This is a genomic window from Pandoraea pneumonica (assembly GCF_049918595.1).
In the GTDB taxonomy this organism is placed as follows: domain Bacteria; phylum Pseudomonadota; class Gammaproteobacteria; order Burkholderiales; family Burkholderiaceae; genus Pandoraea; species Pandoraea pneumonica_A.
This window is the reverse complement of record NZ_JBNCRZ010000006.1, coordinates 37157-57285: the sequence shown is the minus strand read 5'-3', so window position 1 is coordinate 57285 and position 20129 is coordinate 37157. Positions and strand designations below refer to the sequence as shown.

General features: G+C 63.5%; 16 protein-coding genes. 8 read left to right on the top strand and 8 right to left on the bottom strand.

Annotated features, from left to right (window positions below; genetic code table 11):
• Positions 1–22 precede the first annotated feature (22 nt).
• From ACPWR9_RS22095 to lptF, 4 genes are all read right to left on the bottom strand, one after another.
• Positions 23–4333 carry a dermonecrotic toxin domain-containing protein gene (locus tag ACPWR9_RS22095; protein WP_426300745.1) on the bottom strand — a complete coding sequence of 1437 codons (4311 nt, stop codon included), beginning with the start codon at positions 4331–4333 and terminating at the stop codon, positions 23–25.
• A 185-nt stretch (positions 4334–4518) separates the two neighbouring features.
• Positions 4519–4899 carry a sirohydrochlorin chelatase gene (locus tag ACPWR9_RS22090; protein ID WP_426300743.1) on the bottom strand — a complete coding sequence of 127 codons (381 nt, stop codon included), beginning with the start codon at positions 4897–4899 and terminating at the stop codon, positions 4519–4521.
• Between the two features lie 10 nt (positions 4900–4909).
• Positions 4910–6049 (bottom strand): LPS export ABC transporter permease LptG, encoded by a 1140-nt coding sequence (gene lptG, locus ACPWR9_RS22085; RefSeq protein WP_426300741.1) that lies wholly within the window; start codon positions 6047–6049, stop codon positions 4910–4912.
• Entirely contained in the window at positions 6049–7173 is a 1125-nt protein-coding gene (gene lptF / locus ACPWR9_RS22080; RefSeq protein WP_426300739.1) for an LPS export ABC transporter permease LptF, read from the bottom strand. Before lptF ends, lptG begins: the two co-directional genes overlap by 1 nt.
• 91 nt (positions 7174–7264) lie before the next feature.
• Between lptF and ACPWR9_RS22075 the strand changes: the two genes are divergently transcribed.
• From ACPWR9_RS22075 to ACPWR9_RS22065, 3 genes are read left to right on the top strand one after another with little or no spacing between them, the layout of a single operon-like run.
• The gene (locus tag ACPWR9_RS22075; RefSeq protein ID WP_426300737.1) at positions 7265–8776 is read left to right on the top strand and encodes a leucyl aminopeptidase; all 1512 of its coding nucleotides are present in this window, start codon (positions 7265–7267) and stop codon (positions 8774–8776) included.
• Positions 8773–9189 (top strand): DNA polymerase III subunit chi, encoded by a 417-nt coding sequence (locus ACPWR9_RS22070; RefSeq protein ID WP_426300735.1) that lies wholly within the window; start codon positions 8773–8775, stop codon positions 9187–9189. Before ACPWR9_RS22075 ends, ACPWR9_RS22070 begins: the two co-directional genes overlap by 4 nt.
• 2 nt (positions 9190–9191) lie before the next feature.
• The gene (locus tag ACPWR9_RS22065) at positions 9192–9557 is read left to right on the top strand and encodes a DUF2486 family protein (RefSeq protein WP_426300733.1); all 366 of its coding nucleotides are present in this window, start codon (positions 9192–9194) and stop codon (positions 9555–9557) included.
• Here ACPWR9_RS22065 and ACPWR9_RS22060 read toward each other — a convergent pair.
• The 3 genes from ACPWR9_RS22060 to ilvD (ACPWR9_RS22050) all read right to left on the bottom strand — a co-directional run bounded on the left by ACPWR9_RS22060 (position 9554) and on the right by ilvD (ACPWR9_RS22050) (position 13856).
• Positions 9554–9904, bottom strand: a complete 351-nt coding sequence (locus ACPWR9_RS22060; RefSeq protein ID WP_426300731.1) for a c-type cytochrome — start codon at positions 9902–9904, stop codon at positions 9554–9556. The genes ACPWR9_RS22065 and ACPWR9_RS22060 overlap by 4 nt on opposite strands.
• Before the next feature lie 207 nt (positions 9905–10111).
• The gene (ilvD, locus tag ACPWR9_RS22055) at positions 10112–11785 is read right to left on the bottom strand and encodes a dihydroxy-acid dehydratase (RefSeq protein ID WP_426300729.1); all 1674 of its coding nucleotides are present in this window, start codon (positions 11783–11785) and stop codon (positions 10112–10114) included.
• 193 nt (positions 11786–11978) lie between these two features.
• Positions 11979–13856, bottom strand: a complete 1878-nt coding sequence (gene ilvD / locus ACPWR9_RS22050; RefSeq protein WP_426300727.1) for a dihydroxy-acid dehydratase — start codon at positions 13854–13856, stop codon at positions 11979–11981.
• 177 nt (positions 13857–14033) lie between these two features.
• Here ilvD (ACPWR9_RS22050) and ACPWR9_RS22045 point away from each other — a divergent pair, with 177 nt between their 5' ends.
• Both ACPWR9_RS22045 and lgt read left to right on the top strand, forming a co-directional pair.
• Positions 14034–14951 carry a LysR substrate-binding domain-containing protein gene (locus ACPWR9_RS22045; protein WP_426300725.1) on the top strand — a complete coding sequence of 306 codons (918 nt, stop codon included), beginning with the start codon at positions 14034–14036 and terminating at the stop codon, positions 14949–14951.
• Positions 14952–15097: 146 nt separating this feature from the next.
• Positions 15098–15985 carry a prolipoprotein diacylglyceryl transferase gene (lgt, locus tag ACPWR9_RS22040; RefSeq protein ID WP_426300723.1) on the top strand — a complete coding sequence of 296 codons (888 nt, stop codon included), beginning with the start codon at positions 15098–15100 and terminating at the stop codon, positions 15983–15985.
• A 108-nt stretch (positions 15986–16093) separates the two neighbouring features.
• On the opposite strand, the gene ACPWR9_RS22035 is transcribed toward lgt, so the two are convergent.
• On the bottom strand, positions 16094–16765 hold the full coding sequence (locus ACPWR9_RS22035; protein WP_426300721.1) for a GntR family transcriptional regulator: 672 nt from the start codon (positions 16763–16765) through the stop codon (positions 16094–16096).
• A 345-nt stretch (positions 16766–17110) separates the two neighbouring features.
• On the opposite strand from ACPWR9_RS22035, the gene dctP reads away from it, so the two are divergent.
• From dctP to ACPWR9_RS22020, 3 genes are read left to right on the top strand one after another with little or no spacing between them, the layout of a single operon-like run.
• Positions 17111–18157 (top strand): TRAP transporter substrate-binding protein DctP, encoded by a 1047-nt coding sequence (gene dctP / locus ACPWR9_RS22030; RefSeq protein WP_426300719.1) that lies wholly within the window; start codon positions 17111–17113, stop codon positions 18155–18157.
• The gene (locus ACPWR9_RS22025) at positions 18154–18765 is read left to right on the top strand and encodes a TRAP transporter small permease (protein WP_426300717.1); all 612 of its coding nucleotides are present in this window, start codon (positions 18154–18156) and stop codon (positions 18763–18765) included. The genes dctP and ACPWR9_RS22025 overlap by 4 nt, the downstream gene beginning before the upstream one ends.
• A complete protein-coding gene (locus ACPWR9_RS22020) occupies positions 18765–20108 on the top strand; it encodes a TRAP transporter large permease (protein ID WP_426300715.1) in 1344 nt (447 codons plus the stop codon). The genes ACPWR9_RS22025 and ACPWR9_RS22020 overlap by 1 nt, the downstream gene beginning before the upstream one ends.
• Positions 20109–20129: the final 21 nt, after the last annotated feature.

Below are 20129 nucleotides of genomic sequence, written 5' to 3'. Positions count from 1 at the left end.
GGGGAGTCCAGCGTGGCAAATCTCAGCGGGAGAGCAACGGTGGGCGGCTCAGGTCTTTGACGGATCGATAGGACACGGGCGATTGCGCGAGCTCGTTGACCTTGATCCGGCGAAGTACTACGGCCGGGCTACCGGGAATTTCGAACGAGCCATATGTGGGACGCATGAATTTCAGATGGCGCGTGACGAGTTCGAGCAGCACCTGCTTGTCGGTATGCACGATGCTGGCCACGGCAGGGTCGAAGAAGAAGTACTCGGGGTTGCCCATTTCAGACACCCGGCGCCCGAACAGCATCGTGTGTCGCGGGGTGTTCAACTGATACGTAATCGGTGTGGTGGCCTTGCCGTCGAGTGCCGAGCGCAGGCTGTCGATGCCGTGGGAAAGCGCCGTGTCGCCGCCAAGTTCGATGGTGTCGCCAGCGGCCTCGCTGGTGCCCAACTGCCGCAACGCCGTGAGATACGTCCGTGTGGCCGATGACGCGGGGGCCATCGCGTACTCCGCATGCCGTGCGAGCAGCGTGCCCTCTTGGCTATCGCGTATGGCCACAGCCATGGCGCGTACCAGCCCGCCTTCTATCTCGCGGCTCTCGATACCCGCGATGGCGGGCACGGTGGTCACGACGGCCCCCAGCGATGGCGCTTCGTTCACGATGTTGCCAATGCGCTCGAGCGAGGCTTCGGCGTCCATCGCAGATTCGATCTCGCCAGCGATGGAACCCAACGCTGCATGGTCGGTGACTTCAGGCGCGATGAAGCGCAGTTTGTGAAAAGCCGAGGGCGTGGTCGGACCCCTGCCGCGTGCGGCATCGGCGCGGAACATGGCTTCTTGCTTAGCATTGCGAAACACCTGACGCTGCGCGTGATCGATGTCATTGTTGACCTCCTGCAAACGCTCGCCGTAAGCGTTTTCTATGTCGTACAGCACGTGCGGATCGGTGAGGCTCGTCGGGTCTCCCGGTTCGGGCTTCGGCACGCAACGCCACACGCCCTTGCGCCCCAGCTTGATATGCGGGCCGAGTGCCCCGGTGTCTGTGTTGACGAGACGGAACTCCCCGGCTTCGGCGTCGAAAACGACGTTGGCAAAGGTGAATTCGTCGATCTTTGCGACAAAGCGGCCGGAGGCGAAATACAGCCCTTCGATGACGCCGTCTTCGCCGTCCATGGCACCGTCGGTGAAATAGCGAAAACGTTCACCACCGGGGACGCGGCCCAGAACGGTGAATTTCGAGGCGGCAAGGCCTTGCGTGCCGATCGCCGTCGCAATTGACTTCAAGCCCTCCCGGCGCCAGTTGCCATCGCCCAACAGCATGACCGTCCCCAGTCCGGCGTCTGCCACGCTGATGGAAAACGACAGCGGCTTGAACAACGGAGATGCCCAAGTCGCGGCGCCGAAGGCCAGATCGAAATAACGCAAGCTCAGCGCAAGTTGAAAGATGGATTCGCGCGCGGCATCCGGATCGAACGAGGCGTCCGATGGCATCGTCGACACTGCGTAGTCGGTCAGACGCCTGCCGACGGCTTCAAAGGTGTCGCCGACGACCGGTGCGCCTGCGGCATCGAGCAGTGCATGCGCCGGCGAGGTGCCCTCAGACGAGGCCGGACGAGGCGCGTGTTCTATCAGAAACTCGTTGATCGTTGCGTGTATCCCCGGACGGAACATGGCGACGATTTCCATGCGTGTCGTGCTTTCGCCTGCCTGCTCGCCGAGCCAACGTTGCAGGTCGTCCCGATGGGCAAACCCGCGCACACTCGTGCCCTTGCCGAGTGGCGCGAACATCAGCAGTTTCTGACTCGCGCGGTCAGTGATCAGCATCGTGGTGGAATCGTATCCATCGATGCACAGCCATTCACGATCGAAGTGTCTCGGGGTTCTGGCAGGCGGTGCCAGCCCGTCGCCCCATTGCGCACCGTCGGCAACGGCGCGCGCCAGTGCGACAAGGTCGTCGTCGAGATTGCCATCGGCACCCCCGGCTATCGCATCTAGAATAAAAGTCGTGCGGATGTCGTGACGCACCGCCGACGCGCTCGAGCGTGTGAAACCCGCCAGGTCGGTTTGCAGGCGGTCGCGAAACGTGGGCACCGACACGCGCTCCATCAATGCGGTGGCATCCGGCAACGGCTCGGTTTGCATTGCATCGCGGCTGGACGAATCGTCGATGCGGGTAAGCGCCATCACTTGCCCCGGTTCCAGTTTGGGCAGCGTGCCGTCGATCTTGCCGAGCGTCGCATCGACAAGACTCATCGAGACGACAGGCATTGACGTGTTCGACGGTGCATTCGGTGCATTCGGTGCGGACGGCGCCGACGCACGGATCTCCAGCCGTATGTGGTCCGGATTGAGCGGGCCTGCACCGATATCGACCATCGTGTCCTGCACCAATTCGCGCGCCAGACGTCGCTCGTCGGGCAGCGCGAGCGAGAGACGCATGCGCACGTCGAGCATCGCCTCGATGGAATCCGCGATGTTCTCCGGCAACAACACAACGGGATCGGGCCTGTGTTTTCCCGGCGCAGGGTGCGTGTTCGCACGCGCACGGGACTGCAATGCGCGGTATCGAAGATTCGGTGACGCTCCTGCGAGCCACGCCGCATAACGCGCGCTACGCGCCGGTGCGATGGCCTTCTCCACGTCGAAGCGCATGTCGTCTCGCAGCGTGGCTAGCGATGCTTCACCCGCGAGTCGTAGCGGGTCGTTGGGGGTGGGGACGAGCCGTAACGGCGTTGTTGCCGCGGCTGTTACGGCTTCCATGCGAACCGGTAGGCGGGCAAGCACAGCCTCGGACAGATCCGCCTGCGATAACGTGCGCAGCGCTGCTCGCAACGCGTCAGGACTTTCGTATTCCCGCCACGGCTGCAAGTCGCCCGCGAGGTACAGCAGAGTGGTGCCGTCATCGGGATATTCCGACACGGCAAATATCCCCGCAACGGTGGCATTGTCACTGCCCGCATGGAGCGTGTAGGCGGTGACGCGCCGGTATTCGCCGCCGCTTGCCATGCGGCGCGCTGCGTCAGGCTGTGTCAGAACGAGCTCGCCGAGCACTGCGGCTTCTGCCGTGATGTCGCCTGCCTGATACGACAGCCGGAGGTCGGCGCGCGCCAGCGCTCGTTGCGGTGCGTCGAGCGAGGCTAGCAACCGGCGCCCGGTATCGGGTAACGCGCTGCCGTCGCCCAGCCATCGCCACGCGTCGATCGCTTCGAGCAACTGCGTGATGGAGAGTCCCGGCACTTGATCGTTGGCGTGATAGGTGTGATCGCTTTGGAGCTGACCGTGATAGACGCCGTACGCGGCAGGCGAGTATTCCAGTGTGGCGGACGTGTGGGCCGTCGTGATCGGTAGGCGCCCGCTTACGATCTGCATGGCGGCATCAAGGATCGGGACGCCGGGGTGGGGGCGTCTGCGTTCGACGTGATCGAGATCGTATTGACCGGGGTTGCGCGCGAAGCCGAAGGTGTCGAACGCGTACAGACGGACGTTGTCGAGTGAGGGGGGCTGTTGGTTGCCGATGGTGCCACCAGCGAGCATGCCCTGTAGCTGGCTCTCGATAATCGTCTTGAGATTCAGAAGGGGATGGAGGCGGCCGAGGGCGGCTTCGTGCGAGTCGGTCCGGTTGCGCACTGTCTCGACGAAGCTGCGCACCGATTGCTCGAAGGCAAGTGCGGGTGAGACTTTACCGATGGTGCGGTCTGGCGACGTGGGGGGAGGTGACGAGGCTGCCGGTGGGGAGGTGTCGCGCGCACTCGTGGTCATCGCATCGCGGCGAACCCGTATCGCACGCGAATTCGCCAGATCAAACCTTGGTTGGGCCAGCGTCGTTGCGTCACGCACCGCATGTCCGGATCCGGCCCAGCGCGCCTGCTCGAGCAGCATGCGCAACCCGCCAAGCCAATGTGCGATGTGAGTGCGCCAGACGTGCACTTCGCCGGGCGTCGAGCGCACACGCTGGCGCGCAATTGAGCGTCGCAGGTCGCGCAGCGATGTCTCCGATAACGCACGTGCGCAGACTTCATGTACTGTCTCGAACGGCCGGCGCTGCTGCAAAGCCGTGGCGACGTGGTCGAGAATATGCGCGGCAATGTCGGGGTGCGCCTCTTGCACGAAGACGATATCGATCAGCGCCTCATCGATCAATTGCGAGATCTGTTCGCTCGACAATCCCAACTCCGCGACGCGCACGGTGAAGTCGAGGGCGGGCGTGAGGTGAGGAGCGACGTCAAACAGGGCGTCATAGGCGGAGACGCGTTGTTCTGCGAAGGAGTCTTGTGGGGCGACGTGAGCGATTGGCGTGGGAAGCGGGGCGATGCTATTCGGCAACGGGGGCGCGAGGGCCTGCATGTACGATGCTCCGAAGTGAAAGGCACTCGCCTGCCAGGCAGGACGGCCGGGCGAAGAGAGGCGTGTACCTTCATCGAGCGCTATGCTCGTTCGGCGTACGCGTTGTGAATTTCAGATTTTGGCTCGCGCCCGGACATTGGGAAGTCACCGCGCGCCGTGCCTGTGAAAGCACTTTGCGGTGAAGACTAGCGACGGTCGAGTTCGTCGGCGCAGTAGGTGGCGAGCGCTTGCAACACACCGTCGTTTTCGCCGACGGCAGTGCTCACTCGGAGGGTGAGATTGGGGTGCTTTTGCCGGCAGGCGTCGGCGAGCAGGGGAAGGTCGCGGCGCAGATGCCCGCCTTGGCCGAGAAACACCGGGACGAGCGTGATATCGAGGCTGCCCAGTGTGACGAGCTCGGTGACGGCGTCGTCGAGCGACGGTGTCATCAACTCGAGGAAGGCGAGGCGGACGTCGGCGTCCGGGCGTTGCGCCCGGAGTTTGCCATGCAGCCGCTCGAACGGCTCCGCCCAGCGCGGATCGCGCGAGCCATGGGCGAACAGGATGAGACCCGGTTTGCCGCTCATGGCTACGCGCTCAGTGTTTGTCGACCCAGCGCAACGCCCCGATGGCGAGCACCAGATACAGCAGCGATGGCAATGCGGCCGTGAACCACGCCGGCCAGGTGTTGAGCAGCCCCAGATGCGAGAACAGATTGTTGAGCAACTGGAAGCTCATACCGAGCATGATGCCGCCGAACACCTTCAGACCGATCGCACCGGCGCGCGCGTGCAGGTACGCGAACGGCAGTGCCAGCGCCATCATCACGAACACGGCAAACGGATACAGCAGCTTTTGCCAGAGCGCGAGGTTGTAGCGGTCGGTGTTCTGCTGGTTTTCCTTCAAGTGGCCGATGTACTTGTACAAGCTGCCGATCGCCATGTTGTCCGGCGAGACCATCAGCACGGACAGAATCTGCGGCGTCAATTCCGACTTCATCTGTACCTTGTCGATGTGCACTTGCTTGCTCTGCACGAGTGCGCGCAGCGGATCTTTACCCGCCGTGGCATCGTCGGTGGCCGTGAAGACGGTTTCGGACACGTCGGTCAACTGCCAGAAGTTCGGTGCCTGAAACTGGCCGAGCTTGGCCAGACGTACGCTGTCGAGCCGCAGCGCCGAGTCGAACTCGTAGATGCGAACGTCGGCAATCGTGTTGTCCGGATTGAGCGTGCCCACGTTGATGAAGCGCGTGACGCGTCCGCCGTCCTGATCGACCGTGTCCTTGACCCAAACACCCGAGCGGAAGCCCGCCGAGACGGAACTGCCCAACGCTTCCAGACGAATCTTCTGGGCCAGTTGTTCCGCACCCGGGGCGATGAACTCGCCGATAGCGAACGTCACCAGCACGACCGGCAGGCCGATCTTGAGCAGCGAGCGCAGCGCTTGCCCGGTCGAGAGACCCGAGACGCGGAAAATCGTGAATTCTGAATTACCGGCCAACTGCGCGCAGACATAAATCGCGGCAATCAACGTGGCGACCGGAATGATTTCGTACATGCGCTGCGGCGCGAACAGCAACACATAGGCCAGTGCATGCTGGAAGCGGTAGCCGCCACGGCCCACGTCGCCCAGTTCGCTCACCAGGTCGAAGAAGACGAACAGACCGACAAACGCCAGCAAGACGAACAGGAACGCCAGGTAGATCTGGCGGGCAAAGTATTTCTCGTAGACGCGCATCAGCGAGTCCCTCCCGCATTCAACTCGCTTTTGCCCGGGTTGCGACGGCGACCGAATAGCCCGCGGAAGCGCACGCGGCGCACGTAAAGCAACACGATGATGACGAGCGCGAGTGCATGCAGCAGCCACACGCCGATGGCCAGCGGCAGGCGTTCCTGCGCGACATAGGCTTGCGACAGACTCAGCAGGTTGGTGTAGCCCAGATAGATCAACACGGCCATCACGAGGTTGATGGTGCGGCCATGGCGCGGGTTCTGGTAGGCCAACGGCACAGCGAGCAGCACGAGCGAGAGCGCGAGCAGCGGCAGGCCGATACGCCAGACGATTTCGCCCCGGAAGATCGGGTTGGCGATTTCGCGGAACAAGCGCGCCGTCGGCACGCCCTTGGTCGGGGTGTTGTCGACGTCGGTCGGTGCCGGGTTATCGATCTTCACGCCGTAGCGCTCGAACTCCATCACGCGGTAATCGGGCTGTCCCGGTACGCCGTCGTAGCGGCGGCCGTTTTCCAACACGATATAGCGATTGCCGTCCTTGGCCGTCTCGATGTGACCCTCTTTCGAGACCACGACGTTGACCTTGCCGTTCTCGGTGCCCGAGACGAACACGTTGCGCACCTTGGTGGCATCGGGAGAGACGGTCTCGACGAAGAACACGCGATGATTGGCGGCGCTCTCGCGGAACTGACCGGGCGCGATCATCGAGACGTCGTCGCGCTGAGCGAAGCGGGCTTCGAGGGCAGAGATCTGAAGGTTCGCCCACGGCCACGCGACCAGCGCGCAGAACGTGATGACGGCCAGATACGGCGCGGCGAAGCGCAGCACCGGCTTGATGAAGTCCGTGATCGACAGACCGGAGGCAAACCACACGACCATTTCGGAGTCGCGGTACCAGCGGGTCAGCACGAACAGGATCGAGACGAACAGGGTGACGATCAGAATGACCGCGAGGTAGCCGACCACGGCCAGACCGATGAGCACGAGAACATCGCGCGGATCGGCCTTCCCCGACGCGGCGAAGCCCAGGATGCGGATCATCATGGTGGTGAGCATGACGGTGATCAGCACCATGAAGACGGCCCCAGCGGTGTAGTTCAGCTCGCGCTGTAGGGAACGCTGAAAAATCATGTGATGAAGATTGGGGAGCTCTCGCGGTTGGGCGAGCGCGGAAAAAAGCGGATAATTGCGGCTCGTACGAATTTTACCCGAGGAAAGCGCGATGGACTTTAGCACAAAAGCCTTCGATTCGACCAAGACCGGCCTAGCCGATCTCGCCAATGCGAAGACGGAATGCCTGGTGGTCGGCGTATTCGAGCAACAGCCGCTCGCGGGCCTCGCCAAGGCGCTCGACGCCGCCAGCAAGGGTCTGCTCGCCCGCATGGTCAAACGCGGCGAACTCGACGGCAAGCTCGGCAGCACCCTGATGCTGCACGAAGTCGCAGGCTGGAGCCCCGCACGCGTGCTGTTCGTCGGCCTGGGCCGCGAAGACCAGCTCTCACAAAAGGGTTTCAATGACGCCACGCGCGCCGCCGTGCGTGCTGTGCTGGCCTCGCGTGCCACCGACGCGCTCTGGACGCTGCCGCAGGCCAAGGTCGCCAAGCAGGACGCCGCCTGGGCCGTGCGCGCCTCGGTGCTCGCGCTGCGCGACGCCACCTACCGTTTCACCCAGATGAAGAGCAAGGTCGAGCCGGCCAACGTGGCGCTGCGCAAGATCGTGTTCGCAGTCGCCCCGGAAGACCTCAAGGCCGCCAAGCTGGCGGCCAAGCGCGGCGACGCGATTGCCAACGGCATGATGCTCACCAAAGACCTGGGCAACCTGCCGGGCAACGTGTGCACGCCGACGTATCTGGCGGACACGGCCCGCAAGCTGGCACGCGAGTTCAAGCTCAAGGCCGAGATTCTCGGGCCGAAGCAGATCGAGGCGCTCAAGATGGGGTCGTTCCTGTCGGTGGCGCGCGGTTCGGTGCAACCGCCGCAGTTCATCGTGCTCAAGTATGACGGCGGCCCTGCCAAGCAGGCCCCGATCGTGCTGGTGGGCAAGGGCGTGACCTTCGACACGGGCGGCATCTCGCTCAAGCCGGGCGAGGGCATGGACGAGATGAAGTACGACATGTGCGGCGCCGGTTCGGTGCTGGGCACGATTCGCGCGGTCGCCGAGATGGGCCTCAAGCTCAACGTGATCGCCATCGTGCCGGCCACGGAGAATATGCCCAGCGGTCAAGCGACCAAGCCGGGCGACGTGGTGACGAGTATGTCGGGTCAGACCATCGAAGTGCTCAATACCGACGCGGAAGGCCGTCTGATTCTGTGTGACGCGCTGACGTATGCCGAGCGCTTCAAGCCCGCTGCCGTGATCGACGTGGCGACGCTCACGGGCGCGTGCATCATCGCACTGGGTCATGTGAATTCGGGGCTGTTCTCGAAGAGCGACGCGCTCGCCGACGAACTCGTGGCCGCGGGCCGCACGACGGGCGACACCGCCTGGCGTCTGCCGGTCGAAGACGAGTATCAGGAGCAGCTCAAGTCGAACTTCGCCGATATGGCGAACATCGGCGGGCGTCCGGCCGGTAGCGTGACGGCGGCGTGCTTCCTCGCGCGCTTCACTGAAAAGTATGAATGGGCGCACTTGGACATCGCCGGTACGGCATGGAAGAGCGGCGCGGCGAAGGGTGCGACCGGTCGTCCGGTGCCGTTGCTCACGCAGTTCCTGATCGATCGCGAGGCCCGGTGACCCGCGTCGATTTTCATACCCACGTCGCGAACCGGCTCGAATACGCGTGCCGGTTCGCGCGCAAGGTCTACCTGGCCGGGCAGACGCTCGTCGTCGTTGGCGAGCCGGAGGTGCTGCGCGCCTTCGATCAGACGCTGTGGACGTTCTCGCCGCTGGAGTTCGTGCCGCATTGCTTCACCGGCGACGACGTGGCCGCCAAGACGCCGGTGGTGCTGGCTACGCCGGACGAAGCGGCGCAACACCATCAGGTGCTGCTCAATCTGGCGAACGTGGTGCCCACGCACTTTGCGCGTTTCGAACGTGTGGTGGAGATCGTGGGCGATGCCCCCGAGGACTTGGGCGGTGCGCGTGAGCGTTACCGCTTTTACCGCGATCGCGGCTACACCCTGAACAACTACAACCAGCGAGGCTGACCGTGACGTATGAGCCCGAGCGCACCGACCCCGGCATTCCCACGCTGACCGAAGTGCTCGCGCCCGGCGACGAGGTGCCGGTTTTGAGCGCGCCAGCCGTCGCGGGCGCATCGTCGAGTCAAGCCGAGCAGGGAGTGCCGGCCGATGTCGCCGTGTTTGCCGAGCGCGTAAGCGCGCGGCTCACGCTGCAACTGGCCGACGAGATCACGACGATGGTGGAGCGCCGCTGTCACGATGCGCTAATCGATCAGACGGCGTGGCTGGTGCAGCTCATCGGCAAACAGGTCGCCGACGCGTTGCAAGCGCAACTGCCGGATCGTATCCGGCAGGCGGTCATCGAGGAAGTGGCGAAGCAGGTGCGCGCTTAACGCGTGAAACCCAAGATCCAAGACGCCAGGCGCTCGGCCTCGCCCGGGGCCAATTGCGGGCTGGCGGGCATGGGAATGCTGCCCCACGCGCCACGGCTGCCATCTGAAATGGATTTCACGAGGTCGTCCGCGGCGCCGGGCTTGTTGGCGTAACGCTTGGCAATGTCGCGATACGACGGCGCGAGCAACGTGCGGTCGATGGCGTGGCATGTCATGCAGTTGCGATCACGCGCCAGCTTGAGCATGGCCTGATCGTTGGCAGACGACTGGGCGATGGCGCTGGGCGCGGCAAGCGCGACCAGTAGGCCTGCGATCAGTACGGCGATCTTCTCGCCCAAATCCCTCATGTGCGACTCCCCGATCGTTGATGGATCGCGATGCGAGGCTGCGTGATAGGAATGGACGGCTGTGCCGCAGGGCGCATCGACGCGCCATTATACGGCGGGTACCGACGCGCTCCCTTTCAGAGAATCACCCAATAAAAAACGGCACGACTGCCATGCAGGCAAGTCGTGCCGTCGTGCTTCGCGGCTACGGTAAATCAGCCCTAACGATCAGCCAGTGACTGCGCCCTTGTTGGCGGGTTGCGCGAGCGCGGCAAATTTCGCCATCACGCCACGGGTGTAACGAGGGGCGGGTGCTTTCCATGCGGCGCGTCGGCGGGCGAGTTCGTCGTCCGGTACGTTCAATTGCAGCACCAACTTGTGGGCATCGATGGTGATCGAATCGCCTTCCTGCACCAGCGCGATGGTGCCGCCGACGAACGCTTCCGGGGCGACGTGGCCGACCACCATTCCCCATGTGCCGCCAGAGAAACGCCCATCGGTGATGAACCCGACCGACTCGCCAAGCCCCTTGCCGATGATGGCCGATGTCGGTGCCAGCATCTCTGGCATGCCGGGGCCGCCCTTCGGGCCGAGGTAGCGCAGCACGAGGACATCGCCTGCGTTGATCTTGTCGGCGAGAATCGCGTCCATCGCGCTTTGCTCGTCGTCGAACACACGTGCCGGGCCCGTGATGACCGGATTCTTCAGACCCGTGATTTTCGCGACCGCACCGTCTTCGGCAAGGTTGCCCTTGAGGATGGCCAGATGGCCTTCCTTATACAGCGCCTTTTCGATGGGGAAAATGACGTGCTGGTCGGCGCGCGGCACAGACGGCACGTCCTTCAATTCTTCCGCAAGGGTGCGCCCGGTGATGGTCAGGCAGTCGCCGTGCAGCAACCCCGCGTCGAGCAGAATCTTCAACACTTGCGGAATCCCGCCTGCCTTGTGCAGATCGGTCGCCACGTACTTGCCCGACGGCTTCAGGTCGCAGATGACCGGGACGCGCGCACGCACACGCTCGAAGTCTTCAATGCTCCATTCGACTTCGGCAGCGTGCGCAATCGCCAGATAGTGCAGCACGGCGTTGGTCGAACCGCCCGTCGCCATAATCAGCGCCACGGCGTTTTCGATGGACTTGCGCGTGATGATGTCGCGCGGCTTGATGTCTTGCTTCACGGCCTCGATCAGCACGCGGGCCGATTCGGCAGCGGAGTCGACTTTCTCCTGGTCGGGGTTGGCCATGGTCGACGAGTACAACAACGACATGCCGAGCGCCTCGAACGACGAGCTCATCGTGTTGGCTGTGTACATCCCGCCGCACGAGCCGGTCGACGGGCAGGCGTTCTTCTCGATGCCCTTGAAGTCGGCCTCGGTCATGCGCCCGGCAGTGAATTCGCCCACGGCTTCGAACGACGAGACGATGGTCAGGTCTTTGCCTTTCCAGTTGCCCGGTTTGATCGTGCCGCCATATACGTAGATGCCCGGAACGTTGATGCGGGCGAGCGCGATCATGCCACCTGGCATGTTCTTGTCGCAGCCGCCGATGACGACCACGCCATCCATCCACTGGCCCTGTACGGCCGTCTCGATACAGTCGGCGATGACTTCGCGTGAGACGAGCGAATACTTCATGCCTTCAGTGCCCATCGACATGCCGTCGGAGATGGTCGGCGTGCCGAACGTCTGCGGGTTGGCCTGATGGGTTTTGATGGCGTCGACGGCGGCGTCGGTCAGGCGTTGCAGCCCAGCGTTGCACGGCGTGATCGTCGAGTGGCCGTTTGCCACGCCGATCATCGGATTGTCGAAGTCTTCTTCCTTGTAGCCCAGCGCGTAGTACATCGAGCGGTTGGGCGAGCGGGCCACGCCTTGCGTGACGTTGCGCGAACGACGGTTGAATGCCATGACTGTCTCCTCTGTCCTGTGGGGATGGGCCGGGCGGCACATGCACGTGGCACCGGCGCGGCCTGGATTACGCAGACTCTTACGCAGACTCGTTACGCAGATACATGCGTTGTTGTATCACACGTCAGATGCAAAAACGGCGCACTCCCCAAGGGCGTGCGCCGTTTTTCGTTACGTCTGGCGGCTGGCTGGCTTAGCCACGCTTCGCCTGCTTCAACTGCGACAGGTCGCGCACGGCACCACGGTCGGCGGAAGTCGCCAGCGCTGCATAAGCTTGCAGGGCTTGCGATACCACGCGCTCGCGGCCGATCGGCTGCCATGCCTCGTCGCCACGGGCTTCCATGGCGGCACGGCGGCGGGCCAATTCTTCGTCGGAGACGGCCAGATGCATCTTGCGCGTGGTGATGTCGATTTCGATCAAGTCGCCGTCTTCCACCAGACCGATGGTGCCGCCCTCAGCCGCTTCCGGCGAGGCGTGGCCGATCACGAGACCCGACGAACCGCCCGAGAAACGGCCGTCCGTGAACAGGGCGCAAGTCTTGCCCAGACCCTTCGACTTCAGATACGACGTCGGGTACAGCATTTCCTGCATGCCCGGGCCGCCCTTCGGACCTTCGTAGCGGATCACGACCACGTCGCCCGCCTGCACCTTGTCGCCGAGAATGGCTTCGACGGCGTCGTCCTGGCTTTCATACACGCGCGCACGGCCGGTGAAGATCCACTGCGATTCGTCCACACCTGCCGTCTTCACGATGCAGCCCTTTTCGGCGAGGTTGCCGTACAGCACGGCCAGACCGCCGTCCTTCGTGTAGGCGTGTTCCAGGTCGCGGATGCAACCGGTTTCGCGGTTCACGTCGAGGCTCGCATACGTCGACGACTGGCTGAACGCCACGGTCGTCGGCACGCCACCCGGGGCGGCGCTGTAGAACGTTTGGGCCTTGTCGTTCACCTTCTCGGCGCTGGCAGCCACGTCCCAGTTGGCAATGGCGTTGCCGAGCGTGCCGCTGTGCACGTTGCCGCACGAGGTGTCGAGCAGGTTGGCGCGTGCGAGCTCACCCAGAATGCCGATGATGCCGCCGGCGCGGTGCACGTCTTCGATGTGGTACTTGTCGGTCGCAGGCGCCGCCTTGCACAGGCACGGCACGTTGCGCGAGATGCGGTCGATGTCGGCCATCTTGAAGTCGACACCGGCTTCTTGGGCGGCAGCCAGCAAGTGCAGCACGGTGTTGGTCGAGCCGCCCATGGCGACGTCGAGCGTCATGGCGTTTTCGAACGCGGCCTTGGTGGCGATATTGCGCGGCAGCACCGAGGCGTCTTCTTCTTGATAGTAGCGGCGGCACAGGTCGACCACGAGGCGGCCGGCTTGCTCGAACAGCCCGCGGCGCCAGGCGTGCGTGGCGACGATGGTGCCGTTGCCCGGCAGCGCGAGACCGATGGCTTCGGTCAGGCAGTTCATCGAGTTGGCGGTGAACATGCCCGAGCACGAGCCGCACGTCGGGCAGGCGCTGCGCTCGACTTCGGCCACTTCGGCGTCGCTGATCTTCGGATCGGCAGCCTTGATCATGGCGTCGATCAGGTCGATCTTGGCGATGACTTGTCCGTCGCCCGACTTGACCTTGCCCGCTTCCATCGGGCCGCCCGAGACGAACACGACGGGGATGTTCAGGCGCATGGCGGCCATGAGCATGCCCGGGGTGATCTTGTCGCAGTTCGAGATGCAGACCATGGCGTCGGCGCAGTGCGCATTGACCATGTATTCCACCGAGTCGGCGATCAATTCACGCGACGGCAGCGAGTAGAGCATGCCGCCGTGACCCATGGCGATGCCGTCGTCCACGGCGATGGTGTTGAATTCCTTCGCGACGCCACCCGCGGCCTCGATCTCCTTGGCGACGATGGCGCCCAGATCGCGCAGGTGCACGTGACCCGGCACGAACTGCGTGAAGGAGTTCACCACGGCGATGATCGGCTTGCCGAAGTCGGCATCGGTCATGCCGGTGGCGCGCCACAGCGCGCGGGCGCCGGCCATGTTGCGGCCGTGGGTGGAGGTGCGGGAACGGTAGTGAGGCATGGTCGTCTCGTGAAACGCTGTGCTTGTGGGTAAAGAGTTGCCGGGCTTTTTAGGCGGCCGCACCGCTTGTGAGGGCGTGTGAGGCTTTGGCCGGACTGAATTGGACGTTAAGATTCGTCTTTCCTTGCATGCTTGTCAAATATATTATTTGACTCGGATTAGGTCGAAAAACATATCATGGATCTGCGTCAACTCCGGTATTTCGTGGCGGTGGCCGAGGAGCGTCATTTCGGGCGTGCGGCGCAGCGTCTGGCGATGACCCAGCCGCCGCTCTCGCAGCAGATTCGGGCGCTGGAGACGTCGCTCGGCGCGCCGTTGTTCGTGCGCACGAACCGTTCGGTGGAACTGACGGCGGTCGGGCGTCAGCTGCTGCCCGAGGTGCGGCGCATTCTCGCGGATGCCGAGGCGCTACCCGCGCTCGCGCAAGGGCTGGCCCATGGCGAAGTGGGGACGCTCTCGCTCGGGTTCGTCTCTACGGCGGACTACGGCATTCTGCCGCCGCTGCTACGCGAGTTCGGTGAGCGTTACCCGCGCGTGCGGCTGCAACTGTTGGAGGCGACCAGCGACGTGCAGGTCGAGGCACTCATGGACGGCCGGATCGACGCGGGCCTGTTTATCCCGCCGGTGCCCGCGCGCTTCGCGAATGAGCTTTCGTATCTGCCGATCGTGCGCGAGCCGCTAATGCTGGCGCTGCCTGCCGGGCGGGGGAGTGCATCGGGCGAGCCGGTCAGCCTCGCGGACTATGCCGACGAGCCGCTCGTGATCTTCCCGCGCCGGGTGGCTCCGGCGTTCTACGACATCATCATGGGGTGCTATGCGGCGCTGGGCCTCACGCCGCGCGTCGGGCAAGAGGCGATTCAGATGCAGACGATTGTGAGTCTCGTGTCCGCGGGTATGGGCGTGGCGTTGGTGCCGCAGTCGTTATGTCATCTGCGTCGCACGGGCGTCGAGTATCGTGCGTTGCGCGAGACGAGCGCGTTGATCGAAACGGGGTTGCTTTGGCGTACGGCGGAAGTGACGCCCGTGCTCGAAGGCTTTCTCGAGACGGCGCGAGGTGTGGCGCACACCCCGCCGGGACCGACGCTCGAAGACTGACGCGCTCGTGGTATTGTGCACGCCATCCGACGGCACGCCGTGATCGGCGTTTTACGAGCCGAAAGCCGCGTCCTTTTCACCGAGGACTGCACGCGTCGTGTGCGGATTTTTGGAACTTTTGTTCGCGAATCGATATCTTCTGATCCATGCTGATTCATCCCCAATTCGACCCGGTCGCGATTCACCTCGGCCCGCTCGCCATCCGCTGGTACGGCTTGATGTACCTGGTTGGCTTCATTCTCTTTTTGCTGGTCGGACGTTTGCGCGTGCGTCAGCCGTCGATGGCCGCGCAAGGCTGGAAGGCGCAGGATCTCGACGACATGCTGTTCTATGGCGTGATCGGCGTGATTCTCGGCGGCCGTCTGGGCTATGTGATTTTCTATAAGTTGTCGTTCTATCTGGCAAACCCGCTCGACATCTTCAAGGTGTGGGAAGGCGGGATGTCGTTCCACGGCGGCTTCCTCGGTGTGCTGGTGGCGATGTGGTTGTTCACGCGCCGTCGTGGTCACTCGCTGCTCGAAGGCACCGATCTCATCGCGCCGATGATTCCGCTAGGTCTGGCGGCAGGGCGTCTGGGCAACTTCATCAACGGCGAACTGTGGGGCCGTGTGACGAGTCCGGATTCGCGCTGGGCGATGCTGTTCCCGCAAGCGGCAGCTGAAGATGCACAGTGGGCAGCGGCACACCCGCAAGCGATGGCCGACAGCGCAATGCAAATGGTGTTCGCGCAGTTCCACGGACTGCCGCGTTACCCGTCGCAGCTGTTCGAAGTGGCGCTCGAGGGCGTGGCATTGTTCCTGCTGTTGTGGTTCTTCGCACGCAAGGCGCGTCCGGTGGGCGCCGTCTCGGGCATGTTCCTCGTGGGCTACGGGCTGTTCCGCTTCCTTGCCGAATTCACGCGTGAGCCGGATGCCTTCCTCGGCCTGCTCTCGTTCGGTTTGTCGATGGGCCAGTGGCTCTCGCTGCCGATGATTGTGGCGGGCGTAATCATGCTGGTTTGGGCGCATCGGCGCGCGGCACCTTCGGTTGCGTAGCTGACCGCCTTTCCCAAAGCGTATTGACCCAATGAAACGGGCTGCCAGATTGTCTCTGGCAGCCCGTTTTTTGTTGTGTCGATGGGTAGACGCTCAGTTCTCTCCGTCTCAACCGGCCTTTCGCTCCAGCGCCCGCAATGACGCCATCAAGTCGCCGAAGCGCTCGCCTTGCACGGTGACGTGCGCTCGCAGGCATTCGGCGGCGGCATCGGCATCGCCCGCTTCGATCGCGCTAAAGACCGCGTCGTGCTCGTTGAACGAATGTCCCAGCCGGTCGCGCACGCGCAACTGCATGCGGCGATAAACGCGCAGACGCTGGTGCAGTTGCAAGGCGGTTTCGTGCAGATAGGCGTTGTGACTCGCCGCATAAATCTGCGCGTGAAAACTCGCGTTGATCGTGTAGTAACGGTCGAGATCGCGCGCTTCGGCGGCGGCCTGACTCGCGATGTGCGTCGCGCGCAACTCGGCCAGCTCGGCCTCCGTGATCCGGCGCGCAGCGAGCCGCCCGCACATCGCTTCGAGTTCCGCCATCACTTCGAACATTTCACAAAGCCGCTTCGGATCGACTTCGGCGACGATGGCGCCTCGCCTTGGGCGCATCTCCACCACGCCCGACATTCCCAACTGAATCAACGCTTCGCGCAGCGGGGTGCGTGAAACGCCGAAGGTGGCAGACAACTCGGCTTCGTCGAGGCGCATGCCCGGCGGAAATTCGCCCAGTGCAATCTTCTCTTCGATGGCCTGGCGCAGCGCATCCGATCGCTTCGGTTTTACCGTCATGACGCTCTCGCTAGGTCGCTATTCGTTGTGAGTCGACCCCGTCGCCGGGGCCGCTGGGGGAATCGTTCCGATCAAGGTAGCGCGCTGGGCGATGCCTGAAGATCGGGGTTAACGCCGAAAGTGTATTTTTTACGATGTCAATTTGTATACACCGTAACGGATTAACTATACGATTTCATCTCGAGTGCGGCAACTTCTGTGCTCGAAATATCAAAAAACAAAGCAAGTCATCCGTACATGCAGTGCCGGTTGGGCCGGTGGTGCACTCGGGGCGATCTTCGACCCGGGCGACGTCAGACACCGTGCTACGCCGGTTTATCACTGACAGAAGTCACAGGAGACGCCATGGAGACGACACCTTCCCCGCTGCGGCGGCAACTCATGCTCGGCGCTGCATCGGCGCTGGCGACCGGCGGGCTGGCCAGCCCGTGGGGCAGCGCTTTCGCGCAGACCGGTCCGCTCAAGATCTCGCATCAATTCCCCGGGGGCACCCTCACCGAAGGCGATTTTCGCGATCGGCTGTGCCGCAAGTTCGCGCAGGAAGTCGAGAAGCGCACCAATGGGGCACTCAAGTTTCAGGTCTATCCGGGCAGCTCGCTCATGAAGACCAACGCGCAGTTCTCGGCATTGCGCCGGGGCGCGCTCGATCTCTCGCTGTATCCGCTGCCGTACGCCGGCGGCGAGGTGCGCGAACTCAATATCGGCCTGATGCCGGGGTTAGTCACCTCGTACGCGCAAGGCAACGCCTGGCGCAACGGCGAAATCGGCAAGGTGCTGACCGACGTGCTCGCCGAGAAGAACATTGTGATCGTGAGCTGGGTCTGGCAAGCCGGTGGCGTCGCCAGCCGCTCGGCGCCGCTCGTGGCCCCCGAAGATGCCAAGGGCATGAAGGTGCGCGGGGGGAGCCGCGAGATGGACATGATGCTCAAGGAAGCCGGGGCCGCCGTGATCTCGCTGCCGTCCAACGAGTTGTATGCCGCGATGCAGACCGGTGCGATGGATGCGGCCATGACGTCATCGACGAGCCTGATGTCGTTCCGTCTCGAAGAAGTGTCGAAGCATCTGACCACGGGGCGCAACAAGTCCTACTGGTTCATGCTGGAGCCGCTGCTCATGTCGAAGCAGATCTTCGACAAGCTGCCGAAAGACCAGCAGCAAATCATTCTGCAAGTGGGCAAAGACCTGGAATCGTTCGGTACCGAAGCCGCCAAGGCCGACGATGCGCAGATCGCGAGCGTCTATACCAAGGCCGGTGCGAAGGTGTATGACCTCGACGAAGCGACCGTGATGAAGTGGCGTGACATTGCCCGACGCACCGCGTGGAAGGATTACGCGAGCAAGTCGGACACCTGCGCCAAGCTGCTCGCGCTGGCCGAGAAGGTGCCTGCATGAGCGGGGTTGCCATGGGGGCCGATCCTGTGGTGCCGCGAACGCGGGTCTTACGTCGGCTCGACGCCCTGTTGCAGGGCGTGAGCCGTCTGCTCATGGTGGTGTGCATGCTCGCGCTCGTGGGGGCCGCACTGGTCCTCAGTTACAGCGTGTTTGCGCGCCACGTGCTCAAGCTCGCGACCGACTGGCAGGACGAAGCCGCCGTTTTCCTGCTGGTGGGCGCCACGTTCGTGAGTGCCGCGCACGTGCAGCATCTGCGCGGGCACATCGGCATTGAGGCCATCACGACACTGCTCTCGCCGCGCGTGAATCGCGTGCGGCGCTGGCTGGTCGATATCGCGACCTTGGCGTTCTGCACGTTCTTTGCCTGGAAGTCTTGGACGCTGTTTTGGGAGGCCTATGTCGACGGGCAGACCAGCAGTTCGACGTGGGGGCCGCCGCTCGCCATTCCGTATGGCTTGATGGCCGCTGGCATGACGCTGCTCACCGTGCAACTGCTGCTGCAAGTGGCGATCGGTGCGTGCGAGATGGGGGTCCACGTCGGTGATGCCGGTGACGCGGGCGACGCTGGCGATAAACATGCCGCGAAGCGAGCAGGAGGGGCGCACTGATGAGCGAACTCGGTATCGGTCTGCTGTACGGCGGCGCTACGCTCGTCGCCATGTTCTCGGGCATGCCCATTGCCTTCGCCCTCGGCGCTGTGGCGGTGGCGTTCATGTTCGGCTTTATGCCTGCCTCGTCGCTCGACACGGTCACGCAAAACGTCTACGAAGAAATGGCCAGCATCACGCTGCTGTCGATTCCGCTGTTCATCCTGAAAGGTGCTGCCATCGGCAAATCGCGTGCGGGGCAGGATCTGTATCTTGCACTGCACGCGTGGATGCGGCGGATTCCGGGTGGACTGGGCATCGCAAACGTGTTCGCCTGCGGGCTGTTCGCGGCCATGGCGGGGTCGAGTCCGGCCACGTGTTCGGCGATCGGCAGCGCAGGCATTCCCGAGATGCGCATGCGTGGCTATTCGCCGGGCTTCGCCGCCGGGATCATCGCCGCAGGGGGCACGTTAGGCATTTTGCTGCCGCCGTCGATCACGATGATTCTCTACGCAGTGGCCGCCGAGCAGTCGCTGGGACGGTTGTTTCTCGCGGGTATCGTGCCTGCGCTGCTGCTCGTGGGGCTGTTCTCGTGCTATGCCGCTTGGCGCTATCGGAAGGAGTACGGCCGTGCAATGGTCGCGCTCGCGCGTGACGGCACGCCGTCGCCGTTCCCGAACGAGCCGCCCGCGACGATGCGTGAAAAGCTCGCCTTGCTGCCGCGCGTGCTGCCCTTCATCACGTTGCTCATCGGCGTGATGGCGGCGCTCTACGGCGGCTATGCCACACCGTCGGAGACGGCCGGGCTGGGCGGCTTGCTAGCACTGGCGCTCATCGCCGTGATTTACCGCATGTGGCGCCCACGCCAGCTCGCACCGATTCTCACCAGTACGCTGCGCGAGTCGACCATGTTGATGTTCATCATCGGCATGTCGCTGTTGTACTCGTACGTAATGAGCTATCTGCATATCAGCCAGTCGGCGGCGCAGTGGATCGTAGGGCTGCATCTCTCGCGCTGGGTGTTGCTCGCCGCCATTTTGCTGATGGTGGTCGTGCTCGGCTTTTTCCTGCCGCCGGTGAGCATCATCTTGATGACCGCGCCGATCATCCTGCCGCCATTGCGTGCCGCAGGGTTCGATCTGGTGTGGTTCGGCGTGGTGATGACGATTGTCATGGAACTGGGGTTGATTCACCCGCCCGTGGGACTCAACATATTCGTCATCAAGAACACCGCGCCCGACATCGCACTGCGTGACATCGTTTGGGGTGTGATGCCGTTCGTGGTGCTGATGGTGGTCGCTGTCGTCCTCATCTGCCTGGTGCCCGGCCTCTCGCTGTGGCTGCCGGACTGGGTGATGGGGTGAATTGAGTGTTCGACTTGAGAG

Bases quoted from the DNA above. Each gene is read 5' to 3' on its own strand.
- ACPWR9_RS22035 (WP_426300721.1), bottom strand. From the start codon at position 16,765: ATGACGGTAAAACCGAAGCGATCGGATGCGCTGCGCCAGGCCATCGAA.
- ACPWR9_RS22075 (WP_426300737.1), top strand. From the start codon at position 7,265: ATGGACTTTAGCACAAAAGCCTTCGATTCGACCAAGACCGGCCTAGCC.
- lptF (WP_426300739.1), bottom strand. From the start codon at position 7,173: ATGATTTTTCAGCGTTCCCTACAGCGCGAGCTGAACTACACCGCTGGG.
- ilvD (WP_426300727.1), bottom strand. From the start codon at position 13,856: ATGCCTCACTACCGTTCCCGCACCTCCACCCACGGCCGCAACATGGCC.
- ACPWR9_RS22020 (WP_426300715.1), top strand. From the start codon at position 18,765: ATGAGCGAACTCGGTATCGGTCTGCTGTACGGCGGCGCTACGCTCGTC.
- ACPWR9_RS22025 (WP_426300717.1), top strand. From the start codon at position 18,154: ATGAGCGGGGTTGCCATGGGGGCCGATCCTGTGGTGCCGCGAACGCGG.
- lptG (WP_426300741.1), bottom strand. From the start codon at position 6,049: ATGCGCGTCTACGAGAAATACTTTGCCCGCCAGATCTACCTGGCGTTC.
- ACPWR9_RS22045 (WP_426300725.1), top strand. From the start codon at position 14,034: ATGGATCTGCGTCAACTCCGGTATTTCGTGGCGGTGGCCGAGGAGCGT.
- dctP (WP_426300719.1), top strand. From the start codon at position 17,111: ATGGAGACGACACCTTCCCCGCTGCGGCGGCAACTCATGCTCGGCGCT.
- ilvD (WP_426300729.1), bottom strand. From the start codon at position 11,785: ATGGCATTCAACCGTCGTTCGCGCAACGTCACGCAAGGCGTGGCCCGC.
- ACPWR9_RS22060 (WP_426300731.1), bottom strand. From the start codon at position 9,904: ATGAGGGATTTGGGCGAGAAGATCGCCGTACTGATCGCAGGCCTACTG.
- lgt (WP_426300723.1), top strand. From the start codon at position 15,098: ATGCTGATTCATCCCCAATTCGACCCGGTCGCGATTCACCTCGGCCCG.
- ACPWR9_RS22090 (WP_426300743.1), bottom strand. From the start codon at position 4,899: ATGAGCGGCAAACCGGGTCTCATCCTGTTCGCCCATGGCTCGCGCGAT.
- ACPWR9_RS22095 (WP_426300745.1), bottom strand. From the start codon at position 4,333: ATGCAGGCCCTCGCGCCCCCGTTGCCGAATAGCATCGCCCCGCTTCCC.